Origin of the sequence: Pseudoclavibacter sp. RFBA6 (assembly GCF_002931575.1) — a bacterium.
GTDB classification, from domain to species: domain Bacteria; phylum Actinomycetota; class Actinomycetes; order Actinomycetales; family Microbacteriaceae; genus Pseudoclavibacter; species Pseudoclavibacter terrae.
Map to the genome: position 1 here is coordinate 437,430 of NZ_PSUA01000005.1, position 20,084 is coordinate 457,513.

Annotated in this window: 16 protein-coding genes; 8 read left to right on the forward strand and 8 right to left on the reverse strand. The window is 67.9% G+C overall.

Annotated elements, in window-relative coordinates; translation table 11 throughout:
* Positions 1-58 precede the first annotated feature (58 nt).
* From C5C17_RS04940 to C5C17_RS04960, 5 genes are all read right to left on the reverse strand, one after another.
* Entirely contained in the window at positions 59-1,024 is a 966-nt protein-coding gene (locus C5C17_RS04940; protein ID WP_104252238.1) for an endonuclease domain-containing protein, read from the reverse strand.
* 189 nt (positions 1,025-1,213) lie between these two features.
* Positions 1,214-2,371 carry a glycosyltransferase family 1 protein gene (locus C5C17_RS04945; RefSeq protein WP_104252239.1) on the reverse strand — a complete coding sequence of 386 codons (1,158 nt, stop codon included), beginning with the start codon at positions 2,369-2,371 and terminating at the stop codon, positions 1,214-1,216.
* The gene (rfbD, locus tag C5C17_RS04950) at positions 2,371-3,270 is read right to left on the reverse strand and encodes a dTDP-4-dehydrorhamnose reductase (RefSeq protein ID WP_258065942.1); all 900 of its coding nucleotides are present in this window, start codon (positions 3,268-3,270) and stop codon (positions 2,371-2,373) included. The genes C5C17_RS04945 and rfbD overlap by 1 nt, the downstream gene beginning before the upstream one ends.
* Entirely contained in the window at positions 3,267-4,250 is a 984-nt protein-coding gene (gene rfbB, locus C5C17_RS04955) for a dTDP-glucose 4,6-dehydratase (RefSeq protein WP_104252240.1), read from the reverse strand. The genes rfbD and rfbB overlap by 4 nt, the downstream gene beginning before the upstream one ends.
* 123 nt (positions 4,251-4,373) lie before the next feature.
* Positions 4,374-5,315 carry a glycosyltransferase gene (locus C5C17_RS04960; RefSeq protein ID WP_104252241.1) on the reverse strand — a complete coding sequence of 314 codons (942 nt, stop codon included), beginning with the start codon at positions 5,313-5,315 and terminating at the stop codon, positions 4,374-4,376.
* A 122-nt stretch (positions 5,316-5,437) separates the two neighbouring features.
* On the opposite strand from C5C17_RS04960, the gene C5C17_RS04965 reads away from it, so the two are divergent.
* Both C5C17_RS04965 and rfbA read left to right on the forward strand, forming a co-directional pair.
* Complete coding sequence (locus C5C17_RS04965; RefSeq protein ID WP_068479667.1) at positions 5,438-6,052, forward strand: dTDP-4-dehydrorhamnose 3,5-epimerase family protein; 615 nt, start codon at positions 5,438-5,440, stop codon at positions 6,050-6,052.
* A gap of 2 nt (positions 6,053-6,054) precedes the next feature.
* The gene (gene rfbA / locus C5C17_RS04970; RefSeq protein ID WP_104252242.1) at positions 6,055-6,915 is read left to right on the forward strand and encodes a glucose-1-phosphate thymidylyltransferase RfbA; all 861 of its coding nucleotides are present in this window, start codon (positions 6,055-6,057) and stop codon (positions 6,913-6,915) included.
* Positions 6,916-6,988: 73 nt separating this feature from the next.
* On the opposite strand, the gene C5C17_RS04975 is transcribed toward rfbA, so the two are convergent.
* Entirely contained in the window at positions 6,989-8,041 is a 1,053-nt protein-coding gene (locus C5C17_RS04975; protein ID WP_104252243.1) for a glycosyltransferase family 2 protein, read from the reverse strand.
* A 93-nt stretch (positions 8,042-8,134) separates the two neighbouring features.
* Here C5C17_RS04975 and C5C17_RS04980 point away from each other — a divergent pair, with 93 nt between their 5' ends.
* From C5C17_RS04980 to C5C17_RS05005, 6 genes are all read left to right on the forward strand, one after another.
* Positions 8,135-9,844, forward strand: coding sequence for a rhamnan synthesis F family protein (locus C5C17_RS04980; protein WP_104252244.1), 1,710 nt, complete (start codon positions 8,135-8,137; stop codon positions 9,842-9,844).
* 73 nt (positions 9,845-9,917) lie between these two features.
* Positions 9,918-10,550 (forward strand): hypothetical protein, encoded by a 633-nt coding sequence (locus tag C5C17_RS04985; protein WP_104252245.1) that lies wholly within the window; start codon positions 9,918-9,920, stop codon positions 10,548-10,550.
* A 108-nt stretch (positions 10,551-10,658) separates the two neighbouring features.
* Entirely contained in the window at positions 10,659-11,876 is a 1,218-nt protein-coding gene (locus C5C17_RS04990; protein WP_104252246.1) for an acyltransferase, read from the forward strand.
* Positions 11,873-13,117, forward strand: a complete 1,245-nt coding sequence (locus tag C5C17_RS04995; RefSeq protein ID WP_104252247.1) for a hypothetical protein — start codon at positions 11,873-11,875, stop codon at positions 13,115-13,117. Before C5C17_RS04990 ends, C5C17_RS04995 begins: the two co-directional genes overlap by 4 nt.
* A gap of 70 nt (positions 13,118-13,187) precedes the next feature.
* The gene (locus C5C17_RS05000) at positions 13,188-14,252 is read left to right on the forward strand and encodes an NAD(P)-dependent oxidoreductase (protein WP_104252248.1); all 1,065 of its coding nucleotides are present in this window, start codon (positions 13,188-13,190) and stop codon (positions 14,250-14,252) included.
* 268 nt (positions 14,253-14,520) lie between these two features.
* Positions 14,521-17,850, forward strand: coding sequence for a hypothetical protein (locus C5C17_RS05005; protein ID WP_104252249.1), 3,330 nt, complete (start codon positions 14,521-14,523; stop codon positions 17,848-17,850).
* Positions 17,851-18,014: 164 nt separating this feature from the next.
* Here the strand turns inward: C5C17_RS05005 and C5C17_RS05010 are convergent, their stop codons facing one another.
* Positions 18,015-19,217: an ABC transporter ATP-binding protein gene (locus C5C17_RS05010; RefSeq protein WP_219820466.1), complete on the reverse strand. Its 1,203-nt coding sequence runs from the start codon at positions 19,215-19,217 to the stop codon at positions 18,015-18,017.
* Positions 19,218-20,066 (reverse strand): ABC transporter permease, encoded by an 849-nt coding sequence (locus C5C17_RS05015; protein WP_179557949.1) that lies wholly within the window; start codon positions 20,064-20,066, stop codon positions 19,218-19,220.
* Positions 20,067-20,084 lie beyond the last annotated feature (18 nt).

A 20,084-nucleotide genomic window follows, 5' to 3' on the forward strand; every position in this document is an offset into this window, starting at 1 on the left:
TAGCTGTGGGCGGGCACGAAGTTGCGGATGGGTACGAATCAGCAGCGGGACTATCGAGTTAGGACGCGCGGACGCGTCGCAGTGCCGTGCGCAGCTGCGAGAAGAACGCGGTCGGGTTGGCGAGGTCTCGGTTGGTCACGCGAATCACGGTCCAACCGGCGTGCTGGAGGCGATTGATCCGTGCGAGATCCTCCATCGCCTGCTTCTTCTCCCAGTGGTACTCCCCGTCGTACTCGACCGCGACCTTCGCTTCAGGAAAGGCGAGATCGACGCGCCCGATGAGAATGGCCCCGTCGAGAACTCGGTAGCCGACGGCCGGTTCAGGGAACCCCGCTTCGAGGATCGCGAGTCTGGTGAGCGTCTCCATAGGAGACTCGACGCCGGGGCGGATAAACGTGAGGGCTGACCGCATCCGCGTCGCGCCGACAGTGCGCCCCCAGGAATCGGTCACCGCTTGCAATTCGGGGAGCTGTGCCAGTGGTGGCACCGGGGAGTAGGGATTCTCCGAGACAGCCGGATCGTACGGACGATTGATCCCTCTGTAGCTCCGCGACGTGGTCACGAGCGCATCTCCGACGGTCACGAGTTCGCGAGTGGTCAGCACGCGCGCGAGGAGGGCCCACGTGAGCGGAGGGGGTGCGAGTGAGAGTCCGAACTCAATGGTTCGGGCCCAGTTCGAAGCCTGGATGCTCCTCGCCCGGATATCGTTCCCGCGCGGCTTGTTGCGACCGGATGGCACGACGATGTGCACGGTTCGCTCGGCATCGAGGCGCCGTGGGAGTGGCAGCCCCCAGAGTCGAGCGGCCGTGGTGTCGCCGAGCGCATGCGAGTCGCGCATCCGTGGGGCGAAGGCACGCGCGTAGTCGACGGCGGATTCGACGGGACGCGTGGTGAAGACGCCACGGTGTGGGCGACCGTAGTCGCCACCGTAGAGCTCGCGCGCGCTGATCCCCGCGCTCTGGCCGTCTCGTGTCGTGAACGCACGCATCCGTGGAGCCGAGCGTTCCTCGTCCTGCGATTCCATGTCCGCAACAGTAGAGATCCGTGTGCACGTGTTCGGGACTTATCCACAAGTACCGGGCACCCGGTCTCGGGATGGGTTGCACGCCTCGGGATGGGTTGCAAGCCATCTGCATGCGTGAAAGCCATCCCGAAGGCCAGACGCCAGGCCAGGCGGCCCGCCACGAGGCGAGGTTTCCAGCGAGAGACGTGGCTACAGGTCGGCGTGGAAGTTCCAGACCTGGTCGGCTGAGATCTCCCACGAGAACATGCCGCCGCGGTCCTTGCCGGCGAGGCGCAGTCGACGTTCGAGGTCGCTGTCACCGAGGACCCCCGCGATGGCACCGGCAAGTCGTTCCGGGTAGCCGCTGTCGGCGATGCCGTCGCCGCGTTCCACGACGAGGGTCGCGTCGAGCCCCACCTCGACGAGGGCGGGGTCGTCGGAGGTGATGACGGGGGTGCCGAACTTGAAGGCTTCGATGATGGGCAGGCCGAACCCGGCGCTGAGGCTGGGCACGACGAGCGCGCTGGCGCGCTGGAGCGCGACGGCGAGCTGCTCGTCGCTGATGGCTCCGACGGCGACGACGCGCTCGCTGGCGACCCCGGACTCGCTGATGAGCGCGTCGAGGGTGACATCGCCGCGCTCGGTCGGGCCGACGACGACGAGCTTCACGTCGACGAGGCTGCGCTCGCCGAGCGCCTTGAGGAGCTGCGCGAGGCCGTGGCGCTTGTGCAGCGAGGCGAGCGTGACGATGTAGTCGTCGGGGAGTCCGAGCGTCTCGGCGATCGCATCGCCGGCCTCTTCGGACTCGGGGAGGCGGATGCTCGCTGCCGCGGCGGGGCTCATGACCCGCACGCGGTCGCCGAAGTCGTAGTGCTCGATGACCTGGTCGGCGACGGCGTTGCTCGGCACGACGATGCCGCTCGCGTAGCGGAACGCGCGGCGCAGCAGCGCCTTGTGGTGCTTGACCGTGTGCGAGCTGATGAGCTCCGGGTGGGTGAACGCGGTCATGTCATGCCACGTGACGACGGTCTGATCGATGCCCTGGCTGAGTGAGATGTCTCGCATGGGCGCGAGGGGCGTGAAGCTGTGGATGAAGCCGCCGCCGACGGAGTTCGTCAGCAGTCCCCGAGACCAGGAGGATTCGAGGCGCTCCGGACGAAGCGGAGCCTGCACGACGTTGGTCAGCCCGGGGATCCGCTCCTCGAGCAGCGCCACCTCTTCGCGCGACCGCTTGGGGGTGATCGCCTCGACGTCGCAGCCGCGTGGCGCGCGCGCGATGAGCTGGCGTCCGAGCTCCTCGCTGTAACGCCGGGTTCCGCCTGGGCGCTCGTCGGCGGCGCGATCGAGCAGGACACGAAGGGTAACCATCAGGTTCTGAGGACTCCTTGGGCGGCGGCGTCTTCGAGCGCGTCGAGCCAGGGCCGCATGGGTGGAACTCCCGCGCTCGCCCAGGCGTCGTGGCCGAGGACGGAGTAGGCGGGTCGTGGGGCTGGACGCACGAACGCGGTGCTGTCCGTCTCCTTCACGTTGGCGGGGTCGTGGCCCGCGAGGCGGAAGATCTCTCGCGCGAAGTCGTACCAGGATGCGATGCCCGCGTTGGTGCCGTGGTAGGTGCCCGCGGGTGCGTCTGCGTCGACGAGTGCGACGATCTGCGCTGCGAGGTCTGCCGAGGAGGTGGGCTGCCCGAGCTGGTCGGACACGACGGAAACCTCGGGCTTGGTGGCCGCGAGGCGGGCCATGGTCTTCGCGAAGTTCGGACCGTCGGCCCCGTAGAGCCAGGCGGTGCGCACGATGTAGGAGGCGTTCGGCAGCACGTCGCGCACAGCCGTCTCGCCCGCCGCTTTCGTGCGGCCGTAGGCGGAGATCGGGTCGTGGTCGGCGTCTTCCTCGTACGGGGACGTCGCGTCGCCTCGGAACACGTAGTCGGTGGACACCTGCACGAGCTTCGCGCCGTGCTCGGCGCACGCGGCGGCGAGCACGGCCGGACCGGTCGCGTTCACCGCGTATGCGGTGTCCTCGTCGGTCTCCGCGCCGTCCACGTTCGTGTAGGCCGCGGCGTTGATGACGACGTCCATCCCCGCCACGGCGGCCGAGACCGCCGCGGGGTCGGTGATGTCGAGCGCGGCGCGATCCAGGGCGGTGACGTCCCGGCCCGCGAGGGCACGTTGGAGGTCACGGCCGAGCATCCCGGATGCACCCGTGATCAGGAACCGCGCGGCGGCCGCTGGTGCGGCCGCCGCGGCGGGGACAGACGTCGAATCGGTCACAGGGCAGCGCGCTCCTTCAGCGGCTCCCACCAGGTGCGGTTGTCGCGGTACCACTGCACCACGTCAGCCAGGCCCTGCTCGAACGGAACCTTGGGCTCGTAGCCGAGCTCGCGCTGGATCTTCGAGATGTCGACGGAGTAGCGGAGGTCGTGGCCGAGGCGGTCCTGGACGCGGTCGACGTACGACCAGTCCTTGCCGGTCGCGTCGAGCAGGAGCTGCGTGAGCTCCTTGTTCGTGAGCTCCGTGCCGCCGCCGATGTTGTAGATCTCGCCTGGCTTGCCGCCGACGAGCACCATCGCGATGCCGCGGCAGTGGTCGTCCACGTGCAGCCAGTCGCGGATGTTGTTGCCCTCGCCGTAGAGGGGAACGTGCTTGTCGTCGATGAGGTTCGTGACGAACAGCGGGATGACCTTCTCGGGGAAGTGGTACGGGCCGTAGTTGTTCGAGCAGCGCGTGATCGACACGTTCAGGCCGTGCGTGCGGTGGTACGAGCGCGCGATGAGGTCGGAGGACGCCTTCGACGCGGAGTACGGCGAGTTGGGCTCGAGCGGGAACGTCTCGCTCCAGCTTCCCTCTTCGATCGAGCCGTACACCTCGTCGGTGGAGACGTGCACGAAGCGGGGCAGCTCGTGGCGCAGGGCCGCGTCGAGCAGCTTCTGCGTGCCGACGACGTTGGTCTCGATGAAGACGGACGCGTCGCGGACGGAGCGGTCGACGTGCGACTCAGCGGCGAAGTGGACGACTGCATCCACCTTCGGGATCCACTCGTCGAGCACGACGTCGTCGGTGATGTCACCCTCGACGAACGTGAACCGCTCGGAGTCCGACACGGGAGCGAGGTTCTCGAGGTTTCCCGAGTAGGTCAGCTTGTCCAGGACGACGACCTCGACGCCTTCCAGACCCTCGTATTGGTCCTGGAGCGCGCGGCGCACGAAGTTCGAGCCGATGAAGCCGGCCCCGCCGGTCACGAGAAGTTTCATACCTGTCCTGTTCAATCGTCGGCCGGGCTGTGCCGATGGAAATTTGCCGATGGTTGTGTGGTTCGAGCGGCGCGGTGCGACCCGCGCGCGGTCGGAGCTACTCTAGCGCGGCCCTCCGACGTGCTACCACAGTCGTGCGGCGATGAGCGTGGCGAGGGCGGCGCGGTCGCGCGGTCGGCGGCGGAGCTGACGCCAGCGTCGCACGAGCCGCAGCGCGTCGCGGTACGTGAACTCCACGAGGATCTCGTGCAGCCACTGCAGCCTCGGCAGCTCTTCCGGGGAGGCGATGTGGATGCACGCCTCGACGGTCAGCTGCACCTGCCCGCGGTGCCAGCGGTTGGAGGTGAGGCGGAGCCGCTTCCAGGCCTGGGAGAGGCCGGTGTTCGCGCCGACGGCGTTGGCGACGTGCTGGCGGTAGTCGACCGTCGACTCGCCGTCGATGATCCAGCGCAGGCCGGCGGCGCGCGCGAGGGCGTAGATCAGCCAGTCGTGGGCGAAGGCCTCGCGTGCGGGGGAGTCGGGGTTGTCGAGCTGCTCGGCGACGAGTCGCGCAAAGCGCCGGGTGAGGAGGAACGTCGAACCGGGGCCAGGCGTCTCGAAGAGGTGGTCGGCAAGGCGCTGGGGGTAGTCCTTCTTGATGAGGATGCGCGTGCCGTCCTCCGAGAAGGCGGTCACGTTCGAGGAGATGCCGTCGGCGTGGCCCTCGGCGAGGAGGCGGATGTGTCGTTCGAGCTTGCCTGGCATCCACACGTCGTCCTGGTCGGCGAAGCCGACGTAGTCGTACTCCTCGGTGGGGATCGTCGTCAGGAGACGGAAGAAGTTCGGGGCGGGGGCGCCGAAGGTCTCCGGCGGCAGGATCGTGATGCGCGCGTCGGCGGCCTGGCGCTCGGCGAGCAGCTCGAGGGTGCCGTCGGTCGATCCGTCGTCTGACACGAACACGTGGAGGTCGGCCCCCGCCTGGTCGAGGATCGAGTCGAGCTGCTCGTCGAGGTAGGTCCTGCCCATGTGCGTCGCGAGGAGGACGGCGACGCGCGGCGGCGTGCGCGACTCGGCGTTGGTGTGCATCCGTCGTCCTCTTTCTCTCTTGCTTGCGGCGAGCACCTCGGGTCGGGCAGCTCGCCAGCCCCCAAGTATGGCCGAGTGCGTCGGAGCGCGATCGCTGCACGCACCGCACTAGACTCCTCGGCATGGAGATTCGCGAACTCAGCATCCCAGACAGCTACGAGATCACGCCGAAGCAGTTCGGCGACGACCGCGGCGTGTTCCTGGAGTGGTACCGCTTCGACAAGCTCGCAGAAGCTGTCGGGCACTCGATCGACCTCAAGCAGGCGAACACCTCGGTGTCGACGCGTGGCGTGGTCAGGGGCATTCACTTCGCGGACATCCCGCCGAGCCAGTCCAAGTACGTGACGTGCACGCGTGGTGCGGTGCTCGACTTCGTCATCGACATCCGCACGGGGTCGCCCAAGTTCGGCGAGTGGGACTCGGTCCGCCTCGATGACGTCGATCGCAAGGCGATCTACCTCTCCGAGGGCCTCGGCCACGCGTTCGTCGCGCTGACCGACGACGCGACGGTGAGCTACCTCGTCACCGACACGTACCACGCGGAGCGCGAGCACGGCATCAACCCGCTCGACAAGGACGTCGACCTGCGCTTCCCCGAGGAGGCCGGCGAGCTGCTGCTCTCCCCGAAGGACACGGATGCTCCCTCGCTCGCCGAGGCGGCCGCATCAGGTCTCCTCCCCAGCTGGGAAGAGGCTCGCGCCTACTATGCGGAGCTCAGCGCGAAGGCGGGTGCGTAGCCATGAAGGGAATCATTCTCGCTGGCGGGTCCGGCACGCGTCTGTGGCCGATCACCAAGGGCATCTCGAAGCAGCTCATGCCCATCTACGACAAGCCGATGATCTACTACCCGCTGTCGACGCTCATGATGGCGGACATCCGCGAGGTGCTGATCATCACGACGCCCGAGTACAACGAGCAGTTCCGTGCCCTGCTGGGTGACGGCTCGCAGCTCGGGATGCGCATCGAGTACGCCGTGCAGCCGTCGCCGGATGGGCTCGCGCAGGCGTTCATCATCGGCGAGGAGTTCATCGGCGACGACTCGGTCGCGCTGGTGCTCGGCGACAACATCTTCCATGGCTCGGGCCTCGGCTCGTCGCTGCGCGGCAACAACGTGCTCGACGGCGGCCTGATCTTCGCGTACCACGTGTCGAACCCGGTTGCGTATGGCGTCGTGGAGTTCGATGAGGACAACAAGGCCGTGTCGATCGAGGAGAAGCCGGAGGTGCCGAAGTCGAACTACGCGGTGCCCGGCCTCTACTTCTACGACAACGACGTGGTCGAGATCGCGAAGAACGTCGAGCCGTCGGCGCGTGGCGAGCTGGAGATCTCGAGCATCAACTCGGCGTACCTGGATGCGGGCAAGCTGCAGGTGCAGGTGCTCGACCGTGGCACGGCGTGGCTGGACACGGGCACGTTCGAGTCAATGATGCAGGCGAGCGAGTACGTGCGCGTCATCGAGGACCGCCAGGGCTTCAAGATCGGCTGCATCGAGGAGATCGCCTGGCGTGCCGGGTGGATCGACGACGCCGAGTTCGCGGAGCTCGCGAAGCCGCTGCAGAAGAGCGGATACGGACGCTACATGCAGGGACTGCTCGCGTAGCGGGTCCCTCATGATGGCGAAGGCCGTGGCTCGTTCGAGTCACGGCCTTCGTCGTTCGCGTCGCAGCCGGGGTTCAGCCTCCGGTGTGCGCGTCGCGCTCCCGCAGTGACTGGAAGAGGTCGCGGGCGATGTCGTAGCTGCCGCGCGAGTAGGTGCGGTAGCGGCCCCGAAGGGTCCATCTGAGGATGTGGGGCAGGCGCCGGATTCGTGAGGTCGGCAGCTGGAGCCTCTGTCGTTCGTGGGCGACCTTGCGCCGCACGTGGGCTTCCTGCTCTGCTGTGCCGCCGAGTTCGGTGACGCGCTTGAGGAGGGCGACGGCGCGGCGGTAGCGGCGCAGCTGGTCGGCCGATCCGTCCTTCGTGGCCTGCGCGATCTTGACCTGCAGCGTCGGCGCGGTCTGCCCGATCTGGTTGTCGGTGTGCTGTCGGTAGTCGATGAGGGGCTCGCGGACCACGCGGAGCCCGTTGACGAGGGCGGCGGTCGTCGCGAGCCATTCGTCGTGGATCCAGGGGTCAGGCGCGTTGCCTGCGCGGACGACGAGGGATGCGCGGAGCATCATGGTCGCGCCGGTCACGAAGTTGCGGGCGGTGAGGGCTTCGAGCTGCCGCCCGTTCTCGTAATGGCGCCACTCGGTCTCCGTGATCTCGAGCGACTCGAGGAGGGTGCCGCCGATGGGTTCGCCGTCCTCGTCGACGAGGAGCGCGTCCGAGTGGGCGAGGAGCGCCTCGTCGTCGCCGAGGAGCGTGCCGAGGAGATGCTCGACCTTCTTGGGGTGCCAGACGTCGTCCTGGTCGCTCGTCGCGAGGTACTCGGTGCGGGCCTCGCCGAGGGCGAAGCTGAAGTTCGCGCTGACACGCAGCGGCTCGTCTCGCGTGTAGATGCGGAACGCCCGGTCGGAGGCGTCGAGCACGCGGCGGGCGAGCTCGACCGTGCCGTCGCTTGAGGCGTCGTCGGAGACGATGATCTCGGCGACGGGGTGGCTCTGCGACAGGATGCTCAGCAGCTGCTGTTCGAGGAACCTCTCGCCGTTGTGCGTGCAGACGACCGCGGTGACGGCTGCGTCTCCGAGTCGCGTCTCGCGGGCATCCTCTGGTCGGCGTTCGGCGACGAGTCGCGAAGCTGGCATCTGCTCTCCTGGGTCTGGTGCGCGGTGGTGCTAGCTTGGCACGAGTCTGCACGCGCTCAGGGGAGGAGTCGGCCGTATCGGCCGCCCGCGACTATGAATCGACTTGTCATCTACCTGCTCTTCGATAGGGCTGGCGTCGCCGACGCTGGCGTGCTGCACGCTCTTCGCGGCCTGCGCCCGCATGCGAGCGAGCTCTTCGTGGTCGTGAACGGCTCGGTGACCGTTGAGTCGCGCGTGTCGCTCGGCGCGGTCGCCGATTCGGTCTTCGAGCGACCCAATGAGGGCTTCGACGTCGGCGGCTACCGTGCGGCGCTCGAGGAGATCGGCGCCGAGCGTCTGGCCACGTTCGATGAGGTGATCCTCGCGAACTACACGTTCCTCGGCCCCGTGGGCGACTTCGCCGCGACGTTCGAGTGGGCGGATGCGGCGGGGCACGAGGTGTGGGGCGTCACCGAGCACGGCGAGCTCACGCCCGACCCGTACACGCGACGCGGCACGATGCCAGCGCATCTGCAGTCGCACTGGATCGCTGTGCGTCGGAGCGTCGTGGTGAGCGAGGCGTGGGCCGAGTACTGGGCCTCGATGCCGGAGATCCGGTCGTACGACGATTCGGTCAGGAACCACGAGGCTCGGTTCTCGCCGTTCTTCGCGGAGCGCGGCTTCTCGGTCGGCGCGCAGTTCCCGGCGGGCAACTTCAGAGTCGACGGGGCCCCGGTCGCCAATCCGAGCCTCGAGACGCCCGTTCTCCTGCTCGAGGCCGGTGCGCCGCTCGTGAAGCGCCGGATCTTCGTCCACGACCCGGTCGAGCTCGACCATCGGGGTGTGTCCGCTCGGGACGTGGCGCTCGATCTCGAGCGGCGCGCGTTCCCCATCGACGTGCTCGTCGAGAGCACGGCCAGGTTCGCGCCGAGCCGCGTGCTGGCCGGGGGAGTCGGGGCGGGGCCCAGGGTCCTGCGGCGCGCGTCCACCGCGGTCACGCACGAATGGGTTCGCGACGAGGCGAGCGGCGATGAGTCGGCAACCATCTCGGGGCTCCACCTCCGCATCGTGCGCGGTGACTTCTGGCGCAGGCTGGCGAGCGGTGACACTCGACTCCTCGGCGCCGACCTCGTGCTCGTCGAGTCGGTCGCGGCCGCGTCCCTGGACTCGATGCCTGCGAGCGCCTCGCTGCTCGCCCGCCAGCGTGGGCGCCGGGTCATCTTCGAGCGCGCCGAGCCCCTCGCGTGGGAGTTCGCCGACCATCGATCGCTCGGCATGGTCGTCCCTGTCACGCCGCCGATCGGCACGGGGCTGCTCGCCGACGGGTGGCGGGGTGCTCGAGCGAAGGCGGCCGCGCTTGCAGCTTCGCTCGGTGCGGATGCGCCCTTGGACGCGAACTCGCCCGTCGCGCCGTTCGCGGGCTTCGCCGCATACCGGGTGGACGCGCTCCGCGAGCTCGCAGCGGCTCTGGGGGTGCGCGGCTTCGCGGCGCTCGAGACGCGGTTCCCGGACGGTGAGCTCTCGCGGCTGCTCGACCTGCTCGCGAGCCGCCTCGTGCTCGACGCCGGGTTCGCCGTGTCGGAAGCGGAGACCGCCGATGGGCTCGCGAGCGATTACGCGCTCCTGGCCGCGAAGTACGAGGACCTCGTTGCGGACTTCGGCGCTGGGGTGCGGGCGCCGCACCGCTTCGCGCGTGCACGAAGGCCAGGCGGCAGTCGCATCGCGGGTCTCGCCGCGTCGCTCTTCCGCCGGATGCCGGCGTTCGAGGAGCCGTTGCGACGCCTCGCCGCTGACGCGAAGGGACTGCTCGCTCGCATCCGCTGACCTCGCTTCGCGGCGCGGCATCAGGTGGCCCCGACCTGCGCCGGGGTACCGTGTCTGCGACTGGAGGTGGCAGATGAGCAACGGCGAGACGCCGCTCGGCGGGCAGTACGACCCTGACGAGCTCGAAGAGCTGGAGAGCCAGGCTGAGCGCCGTGGCACCGGCCGGGGCCTTGTCATCGGCCTCCTCATAGCGGCGGCCGTGGCGATCGCAGCGATCGTGTTCGTGCTCATGAACCCGCTCGGCCAGGGCGCGCCTGCCGACAACACGGCGCCCGTCACGACGCTGCCCCAGGCGACCGAGGTCACCGTTCCGGAGACCCTCATCGTCACCGCGACGCCCGTGCCGACCGTCACCGTGACCGAGACGGCGACGGCAGAGCCGAGCCAGCCGGCCGAGGGCGCTGCCGTGCAGGTCTCCCTCAGCCGCGTCTACTGGGTGCCGGACCAGAGCGTCATCTCTGCTGCAGCGCTCGTCTCGACCACGGACCCGGGCGGCACGTGCACGCTGGTCCTCAAGAACGGTCCCGAGACGTTTGCGGCCACCGCGACGGCCACGGCCCCCACCTCGGCCGACACCGACGCGTCCAGCTGCATCGTGAACCTGCGCGACCCGGCCATCAAGGCCGGTGACTGGTCGGCCGTCATGCAGTACGAGGGCCCAGCTGGCAGCGGTTCCAGCGAGCCAATGACGGTCACCGTCTCCTAGCCAGAGCCCCGGATTTGCGGCCTGACGGCCCGAAATCGTGATTCTGCTCTCTGTGTAGGATGAAGCGCCGCCTGCTTGCGGGCGAACGACTCCACGACCTAGGAAGCTATGCCGCTGACGCTCGACAAGGCCTTCGATCCACGGGCCAACAGCATCGGGTTCCTCCGATGGCTTCTCGCCTTCGCGGTGATCTTCGCGCACGCGGGGCCCCTCGCAGGGTTCTATGGCGGGCACGACCTCGGCACGCAGATCTCCAGCGAGCAGTCCCTCGGCGGTGTCGCGGTCGCAGGATTCTTCTTCTTCTCCGGCTACCTCATCACGCAGAGCCGCCGCGGGAAGTCGACGATCTTCCGCTTCTTCTGGCGCCGGGCGCTGCGCATCTTCCCGGCCTTCTGGCTGGCGCTGCTGACGACCGCGTTCGTCCTCGCGCCCATCGCGTGGCATCAGGAGACGGGGTCGATGGCCGGCTACTGGGATGCCGACACCGAGTCGCCCTTCACGTACTTCCTGAGCAACATGTGGCTCGAGCTCGGCCAGCGCAACATCGCGGGCATGGGCAGCTCGCTGCCGTTCGCCAGCATCGGCGGATTCGACTGGAACGGGTCGGCGTGGACGCTGTTCTACGAGTTCCGCGCGTACATCATGGTCGGGCTGCTCGGCCTCTTCGGCGTGTTCTCGAACCGGATCGTCGGCGGCATCATCGCGGTCGGCATCATCGGCGTGAACTTCCTCACCTGGAGCGGCTGGGTCGAGATGACCTCGCTCAGCCCGTTCCTCACCAACCCCTTCTACCCGATGTTCTTCGCCCCGTTCGCGTTCGGGATGCTGTTCGCCCTGTTCGGCGACAAGATCCCGATCGATGACCGGCTGGCGGTGCTCGCGCTCGGCATCGCGGGCTTCGCATACGCGTTCGGCGGCTGGAACATGTGGGGTCAGTACGGACTCATGTACTTCCTGATGTGGTTCGCGATCCGCACGCCGCGGCTCAACAGGTGGGAGAAGCACGGCGACCTCTCGTACGGCATCTACATCTTCGCCTGGCCGCTCATGCAGTTCGGGGCGTACTTCGGCCTGCAGAACGCCGGCTGGTTCGTCTACCACCTCGTCATCGCGCTCGCGGCCCACATCTGCGCGTACATCTCCTGGCACCTGATCGAGAGCCCCGCGATGAGCCTCAAGAACTGGACCCCCAAGTGGCTCGCGTGGCTCCTCGAGCGGGGCACCCCGGTGGTGGATGCGGTGAAGCGCCGGATCGTCAACCCCGCCTACTCATCATCGAACTTCGCCGCGCGCATCCGCGCCGGACGCGTGGAGGCCAGCTCATGACCGCCGTCGGCCCGAGCGGGGTCCGGCCAGACAGCGGCTTCGAGGAACCGAAGTCCGAGACCGGGCGGCTGACCTGGGCGCAGCGGTGGCACCGGGTGCGGCTCATCCCGCTGATCCTGCTGCTCATCGCCGCGATCGTGGCGACGATCGCGGGGTACCAGACCCGAAACGCCATAGCGATGGAGGAGTTCGTGCCTCCGGCGGAAGCTCCCGAGTCGGAGGCCACGCGACTGCCAGGCGAGCAGTGCCAGCCGGGTCTCGTGGACCCCGTCACTGCCTCTCCGTGGACGGGCGAGGAGCGAGAGGCCAGCGAGGCGGTGTGGAACGAGCACATCGGCTCCGACCCCGATGCCCAGCTCTTCGTCCCTGGGGAGAACGGCTGGGTCTTCTGGGGAGACACGCAGGCGAACAACTTCTCGCAGGCCCTCGGCCGCAGCTTCCTCAGCGACGAGGAGAGCGAGGAATGGGCGAGCTACTTCCGGACCATCGACGAGGGCCTCAGCGCCCAGGGCATCGACTTCGTGATCCAGGTCGTCCCCGCGGACTGGTCGGTGCACCCTGAGCAGCTGCCCGAGTGGGCGCAGGAGCTCCGCGGGCCGACGGCGTTCGACTACCTGGTCGACGCGCATCCCGAACTGCCGCTCGTCGACACCCGTCAGGCGCTGCGCGACGCCTCCGAGGAGGGTGCGGTCTACGCGCCCGGCAACAGTCACTGGTCGCCTTTCGGTGCCGCCATCGGCTGGCAGCAGCTCGCCGGCTGCCTCGGAGCGGTCGACGCGAAGTACCAGGCGCTCGCCCCGCTGGACTACTCGAGCGTCGGGGACATGCCCGTCATCAGCGAGTTCGAGGCCTATGGGTTCCCGACGACGGACACCGGCTGGGGCACGCCGGTGCTGGACCAGGCGCCTCCGAAGATGCAGGCGACGCTCAACGACGGCTCCGTGCTGGAGGTCGACGCCGGCAAGGGGCTCGACATGCTGCAGCTGCCGGCCACAACGGTCACTGAGGGTGCGCAGTCCGACCTGCGCGCCCTGATCGTGCGCGACAGCCAGGGCAACAGCGCCGGACCGACCTGGCAGACCGGCTTCGCCGAGACCAAGCAGGTCACGAGCAACCTCGGCAGCGCCACCGAGCAGATCCCGGATGTGCTCGCCGAGGCGGCCGACTACCAGCCGGACGTCGTGATCTTCGAGATGACGGAGCGATACCTGAACTGGATCCCGGTTCTCCCAGCGGAGTAGCTCCATGGGCGACAGCGTCGCCTGACGTGGCGCTTCGCTAGCCTTGGGACAGACCCTAAGGAGCAACGCCATGACGACCTGTCTCATCACCGGGGGAGCCGGATTCATCGGATCCGCCCTCTCCCGCCGCCTGCCCGAGCATTTCGATCGGGTCATCGCCTTCGACAACCTGCACCCGCAGATCCACCCGGTCCCCGAGCGTCCGAGTGAGCTCGATAGCCGCGTGGAGTTCGTGAAGGGCGACGTGACCTCGGCGGTCGACTGGGACGCCCTCCTCGGCGACGTGGATCCGGACGTCATCATCCACCTGGCCGCGGAGACCGGCACCGGGCAGTCGCTGCTGGAGGCCACGCGCCACGCGAGCGTGAACGTCGTCGGGACGACAGAGATGCTCGATGCGCTTGTCCGCGCCGACAAGCTGCCGAGCAAGATCGTCCTCTCCTCGAGCCGCGCGGTCTACGGCGAGGGCGCCTGGGTGGACGCCGACGGGGCCGTGAGCTACCCGGGCCAGCGTTCCGCCTCCATGCTCGAGCGAGGCGAGTGGGACTTCCCCGGTCTCTCCGCGCTCCCGTTCGTCTCGTCGAAGGTGGCGCCGTCGCCGACGAGCGTCTATGGGGCCACGAAGCTCGCGCAGGAGCACATCCTCCGCTCGTGGTGCCTGTCGCTCGGGGTCACCGATGTGCTGTTCCGCCTGCAGAACGTGTACGGCCCCGGTCAGTCGCTCATCAATCCGTATACCGGGATCGTGTCGTTCTTCGCGCAGGAGGCGAAGGCCGGCCGCGTCATCCCCGTCTACGAGGACGGTCAGATCATCCGAGACTTCGTCTTCATCGACGACGTGGCCGATGCCATCGTGCGTGGCGCGCTCGAGTCGGACTCCAACGCGGACGCCTACGACATCGGGTCGGGGGAGGGCACGTCGATCCTCCGCCTCGCGGAGCTCATCGCAGCCCACTATGGCGCGCCTGCGCCGGAGATCAACGGGAAGTTCAGGAACGGCGACGTTCGCCACGCGTCCTGCGAGGTGTCGGAAGCCAGCGCGGCGCTGGGCTGGAGCCCTCAGATCATGGTGGACGAGGGCGTGGGCCTCCTCTGCGACTGGATCGACGCGCAGGGACTCGAACAGGCCGAGTAGCTCGCATATACGGCACAGCGACCCGATTCCCCGGATTTCTCTCCTCGGGCGTGTCGCGACGATCACGGATCTGCCTGGGTCCGTGATCGTTGTGTTTCCGGGCCTCGCGGAGTCAAGACTGACACGGATGTTGTTTATGTGACTCGTGTGAAAGTTGGGACGGGTGTGGAGTTCCGTGGCGCATGTATGCATACTTGGAAACTGCTGAGCCTTCTCGGTGCACTCCGTGGATGCCCAGCAACCCAGTCGACCGACGCGTTGGGAACTCATGTTTCGCCGTACTCTTGCCATATTCGCTACCGCAGCGGTAGCAGCCTCCGGGCTCCTCGGGCTGCAGCTCATCGCCTCGAGCCCCACGAGCGGCGGCATCGATACCGCTGCTGCTGCCGACGCCAGCGGCTTCGACCCCGGCAACCTCATCAGTGACGAGAACTTCTACAACGGCAACGCGATGTCCGCGGCCGAGGTTCAGCAGTTCCTCGTCTCGCGCAACGGCTCGTCATCGCCGACGGCGCTGCGCAACTACACGCAGGCGACGCCGTCCATGCCGGCGACGCAGTACTGCTCCGCCTACTCGGGCGCCGGCGGCGGCGAGTCGGCAGCGGACATCATCGCCAAGGTCGGCCAGGCCTGCAACTTCAGCCAGAAGGCCATGCTCGTGCTCCTCGAGAAGGAGCAGAGCCTCGTCTCCATGCAGAGCCCGACCCTCGGTCGCCTCGCGGCGGCGACCGGATTCGGCTGCCCTGACACGGCACCCTGCGACCAGAGCTACGGCGGCTTCTTCTACCAGGTCTACAACGCGGCGCGTCAGTTCCAGAACTACAAGGCCAACCCGTACAGCTTCAACCACATTCCGTTCGCGTCGAACAACGTGCTGTACAACCCCAACTTCTCCTGCGGCTCCTCCGCGGTTTACATCTCGAACTACGCGACTGCTGGCCTCTACAACTACACGCCGTACCAGCCCAACCAGGCTGCGCTGAACAACATGTACGGCGAGGGCGACGGATGCTCCGCCTACGGCAACCGCAACTTCTGGAGCATGTACACCGACTGGTTCGGCGACCCCAAGGGTGCCGTCAGCGTGCCCTGGCTCGTCAAGGCCGAGGGCAGCTCACAGGTGTACTTCCTCTCCGAGGAGGTCCGCTACCCGGTCACCGCATCCAAGGTCGCCGACTTCGCCTACGCACTCGGCGCCGTCTCGACGGTCCCGGCATCGACGCTCGACAAGTACACGACCGGCGCGAACGTCGGGGAGATCCTCGTCGGCCCGGACAACACGCCGTACTACATCGACGACGGTGTGTTCCGGAAGGTTCGCAACTGGACCGTGGCGGCCGACTTCGGCTACCAGCAAGGCTCGGACCTCGCGAAGATCACGCAGGAGCAGCTCGACAAGTTCAACAACGGCGGAGCGCTCGAGAAGTTCGTCCAGAACACGAGCGGTCAGATCTTCTTCATCGAGGGAACGACCAAGCGCGAGGTCGCGGACATCGCCGAACTCGGCGCCCAGGGCATGTACATCGGCACCACGAAGCTGAAGGACGACAAGATCGACTTCCTCAGCGACGGCGAGCCGTTCCTGACCGGCGGTGCCATCGTCGAGAAGCTCGACGGCTCGGGCAAGGTCGTGCTCGACAGCGACCTCACGGCCCATGCCGTTCCCGCATCGCTCGCCGACTTCAGCGCGTTCAAGGCGACCGGCACGTTCGGCCCGGCCTACGGCAAGCTCACCCAGGGTGACGCCCTGTCGGCTGAGCCGCTCGTCACCGACGGAACGTCGAGCTACGTGCACACCGACGGCGGCCTCCTGCGGGTGCCGGCGTCGACGTACGGAGCCTCGAAGTTCGTCTCCCTCCCGGTCGGCATCATCGGCTCGCTCGGCAAGAACGGCTCCGTCCCCGGCGCCCACTTCGTGCAGGAGCGCGAATCGGACACGATCAACCTCGTCGTCGGCGGCGAGCGCGTCGAGTTCTCCTCGAAGAGCGACGCCGAGGCCGAGGCCACGAAGCGCGGCATCTCGAGCACCATCTACACGGTGCCGAAGGGAACGCTCGACGGCATCGACACCGGCAACGGCATCACCAACGGTGCGCTCATCAAGAGCCCGAACAGCGACACGCTCTACGTGCTCGACGGCGCCCACCTCACGAAGGTGGCCAGCAGCGAGCTCGCCAAGGACTACGGCTTCGGCTCGAGCCCGTACGTCATCACCCAGGCCTCGTTCGACCGCATCCCGGTTCGCGACACGGCCATCACCACCAACCAGTTCCGCTGCGGCGACGACGCCTACGTCGCGACCGAGGGAGAGGCGTACAAGCTGACTCCTGAGCTTGAGGCGGCCTACGGCATCGACTTCCCGGGGATCTCGGCGCAGCTCTGCGGCGTCGTCCCGAACGCAGGCGCCTCGATGACCGAGTTCATCAAGGACGGCAGCGGGAAGATCTTCCTGGTGACGGATGGGGAGAAGCAGCACATCTCGTCCCCGAAGCTCCTCGTCGAGTTCGGCGCCGTCGGCAACGTGATCTCGGTCCCGGCCGCGTTCGCCGACCAGATCACGACGGGCGCGCAGCTCACCAAGCTCCCGGCAGGCTGGGGCGAGCCGACGCCGAGCGAGACGGCCACGCCGACTCCGACGGTAACGCCGACGGCAACGGCGACGCCCACCGCGACGCCCGAGCCCACTGCAACGGCGACGCCGGAACCGACCGCGACGCCGGAACCGACCCCGACCACCAGCGCGACGCCAGAGCCCACGAACCCCTCGATCGAGCCCACTCCGACGTCGACGGAGGCCCCAGGCACTCCCGAGCCGACGGAGACGGCAGCGCCGGAGCCGGCTGTCCCGCTCACGGCCGGTGAGGTCATCACCAACCGTGCGGGGACCGGCACCTGGATCGTGAACGGCGACGAGCTCCTGCAGGTCGGCTCGCCCGAGGTGGCGGCGCAGCTCGGACTCGCCATCGAGAACCCGCGCAGCGTGCCTGACGCGAACTTCGCGGAGTTCGGTGAGAACACCTCACCGCTCTACACCTCGGCGGTCACGGTCGGCGGCGTCTCCTACATCGGAGTCGACGGAGAGCTCGTGCCCTTCGCCACGCCGGAGTACGCGGCTGCCTTCGGTCTCGACTTCGCGCTCATCTCGCCCGAGGTCGGCGCGGGCCTCACGGTCTCCGCGACCGCCGAGCCGATCACGGACCGGGTCTTCGGCCCAGACGGAACGCTCTACCTCGTGAAGGACGGCGTGCTGCACCCCGTCGACCCGTCACTCGCGACCCCGGTCGTGACCGAGACGGCGACGGCCACCGCGGAGCCGACCGAGACGGCTGCGCCTGAGGTGACGGAAACCGAAGCGGCGACCGCCGACGAGGAGCCGACGGACACGAGTCGCCCGGATGCCACCGACGGGGCTACGGCGGAGCCGACCGCGACCTCGACCGAGGAGCCCGTCGAGACACCCGCTGAGGCCGCCGAGGCTGACGCAGGAGTCGACGAGACACCCGCCGCCGAGCCGACCGCGACCACGGAGCCGACCACGTTCCAGCTGTCCCGAGAGCTGTTCTCCACGTTCCGCATCGGGGAGCCGGTCGCCGGCTAGCGCCAGACCGCACGACACGAAGACCCCCGCCGGGGCGAGCGATGCTCACCTGGCGGGGGTCTTCTGCACGGGAGCGCTCGACGGCTCGAAGGCTCGAGCGATCAGGCGACGACGCAGAAGACCCCCGCCGAGGCGAGGGTCTTCTGCGTCGGGTGTGCGGCGCGCTACTGGCCGGGGAGCTTCGCGACGATGCGGGCATCCATCGCGAGCACGCCCTCGAGCGCGAACGGGGTGCCTGCGTGCACGCCGAACCGGAACGAGCCGGTGAGGCTGTCGACCGGCGTCGTGCTCTCGTCACGCCACACCTCGGCGTTGACGACGTACTCGCCCGGTGCGAGTGCGAGGCGGTCGAGGTGGAAGTCCATGCTGCCCTGGCCGACCTGCACGGAGTCGGGCTGCCAGCCGAGCTGCTTGCAGGAGGTGCTCCAGATGCGGACGCCCTCGAGCGTCTCGATCGCGATCTTGAAGTTCGGGCGCTCGACGGGGCGCCTCGCCTCGAAGTTGAGGCGGATGGTGGGCGACTCGCCTGTGCGGATCTCGTTGTCGACGGCGCCGCTCTCGCTCACGAGCTCGATCGTATCGATGTAGAGCTCACCGCTGCCGTGGCGCTGGCCGCCGCCTTCGATGATCTCCGTGACGTTGCCGGAGTCCCGGTACTTGTCGATGATCGCCGTCGCGGGGCCGACCTCCTGCAGCACGCCCTGCTCGAGCCAGGCTGCGCGGTCGCAGAACTCGCGCATGCCCTCGAGGCCGTGCGAGACGACGACGACGGTGCGGCCGCTGGCCTTGAAGTCGGCGAACTTCGCGCGACACTTGGCCTGGAAGTCCATGTCGCCGACCGCGAGCACCTCGTCGACGAGCAGCACATCCGGTTCCGTGTGGATGGACACGGCGAAGCCGAGACGCACGTACATGCCGCTCGAGTAGTTCTTCACGGGCTGGTCGATGAACTTCTCGATGCCGGAGAAGTCGACGATGGAGTCGAAGCGGTTGTCGATCTGCTGCTTCGACATGCCGAGGATCGACCCGTTGAGGTAGACGTTCTCGCGACCCGTGAGCTCGGGGTGGAAGCCGGATCCGACCTCGAGCATCGCGGCGATGCGGCCGCGCGTCGTGATCGTCCCTGAGTTCGGCGACAGGATGCCGGCGATGCACTTGAGCAGTGTCGACTTGCCGGAGCCGTTGCGGCCGAGCAGGCCGAAGGTGCCGCCCTCCGGGACCTCGAAGGTCACGTCGTCGAGGGCCTTGAACTCCTCGTACTTCGCCCGCCCGCCCTTGAGCACCGTCGCCTTCAGCGACTGGTTGCGGTCGTGGTAGATGCGGAAGGTCTTCGAGACGCCGGTGACGTCGACTGCTGTGCCTGCCATTTAGAGCTCCTCCACGATGTTCTTCGAGAACCTGGTGAACACGAGGATGCCGATGACCAGCATCACGACTGCCCAGACTCCGATGTAGAGCCAGTTCTCGAGTGGCGGCACCTGGTAGTCGTAGACGATGTTCCTGATCGACTCGAGCATGCGCTGCGTCGGGTTGAGCTGGAAGAGGAAGACGAGCGGCCACGGCTCGCCGAAGAGCAGGCTGCCCTCTTCGGTTAGGTTGTCCTGCGCGTTCTGCACCATCTGGAGGGGGAACATGACGCCGGAGGCATAGAGCCACAGCTGCGTGAGGATGCCCCAGAGGTGCTCGATGTCGCGGAAGTAGACCACGACGACCGAGAGGATGAGGGCGAGCCCGAGCACGAACATGATGATGAGGGCCAGCAGCGGGATCATGAGCGGCAGGTAGGCCAGCACCATGGGGCCCCCGATGAAGCACATGATGAGCGTGATGACGGCGATCTCGATGATGTAGGTCCAGGCGTTCGCGAGGATGCGCGACAGCGGCAGCACCCAGCGCGGGAAGTAGACCTTGCGTAGCAGGTCGGCGCTCGAGACGAGGGACCCCATGCCGCCGTTGACGGAGTTGGAGATGAACCCCCAGCTCACGACGCCGATGCCGATCCACAGCGGGAAGAAGTGCACGCCCGAGTTCGTACCGGGAGGGGCCGAGATCTCGAACAGCAGCCCGAAGACGAGCGAGAACGTCGCGATCTGCGCGAGCGGGTTGATGAGCGACCAGATTCGCCCGAGCGCAGTGCGCTTGTACTCCGACCGGATCTCACGGAGCGTGAGATTGACCAGGAGATTGAACGTGAGACCCCGGGACTGGGACCTCACAGAGACAGGCTTAGACAT

What these genes read in the sequence shown, in the direction of transcription:
- C5C17_RS04985 (WP_104252245.1), top strand. Translation starts at nt 9,918, where the DNA reads ATGAGCAACGGCGAGACGCCGCTCGGCGGGCAGTACGACCCTGACGAG.
- rfbB (WP_104252240.1), bottom strand. Translation starts at nt 4,250, where the DNA reads ATGAAACTTCTCGTGACCGGCGGGGCCGGCTTCATCGGCTCGAACTTC.
- C5C17_RS04945 (WP_104252239.1), bottom strand. Translation starts at nt 2,371, where the DNA reads ATGGTTACCCTTCGTGTCCTGCTCGATCGCGCCGCCGACGAGCGCCCA.
- rfbA (WP_104252242.1), top strand. Translation starts at nt 6,055, where the DNA reads ATGAAGGGAATCATTCTCGCTGGCGGGTCCGGCACGCGTCTGTGGCCG.
- C5C17_RS05005 (WP_104252249.1), top strand. Translation starts at nt 14,521, where the DNA reads ATGTTTCGCCGTACTCTTGCCATATTCGCTACCGCAGCGGTAGCAGCC.
- C5C17_RS04990 (WP_104252246.1), top strand. Translation starts at nt 10,659, where the DNA reads ATGCCGCTGACGCTCGACAAGGCCTTCGATCCACGGGCCAACAGCATC.
- C5C17_RS04995 (WP_104252247.1), top strand. Translation starts at nt 11,873, where the DNA reads ATGACCGCCGTCGGCCCGAGCGGGGTCCGGCCAGACAGCGGCTTCGAG.
- C5C17_RS04975 (WP_104252243.1), bottom strand. Translation starts at nt 8,041, where the DNA reads ATGCCAGCTTCGCGACTCGTCGCCGAACGCCGACCAGAGGATGCCCGC.
- C5C17_RS05010 (WP_219820466.1), bottom strand. Translation starts at nt 19,217, where the DNA reads ATGGCAGGCACAGCAGTCGACGTCACCGGCGTCTCGAAGACCTTCCGC.
- C5C17_RS04940 (WP_104252238.1), bottom strand. Translation starts at nt 1,024, where the DNA reads ATGGAATCGCAGGACGAGGAACGCTCGGCTCCACGGATGCGTGCGTTC.
- C5C17_RS04960 (WP_104252241.1), bottom strand. Translation starts at nt 5,315, where the DNA reads ATGCACACCAACGCCGAGTCGCGCACGCCGCCGCGCGTCGCCGTCCTC.
- C5C17_RS04980 (WP_104252244.1), top strand. Translation starts at nt 8,135, where the DNA reads ATGAATCGACTTGTCATCTACCTGCTCTTCGATAGGGCTGGCGTCGCC.
- C5C17_RS05000 (WP_104252248.1), top strand. Translation starts at nt 13,188, where the DNA reads ATGACGACCTGTCTCATCACCGGGGGAGCCGGATTCATCGGATCCGCC.
- C5C17_RS04965 (WP_068479667.1), top strand. Translation starts at nt 5,438, where the DNA reads ATGGAGATTCGCGAACTCAGCATCCCAGACAGCTACGAGATCACGCCG.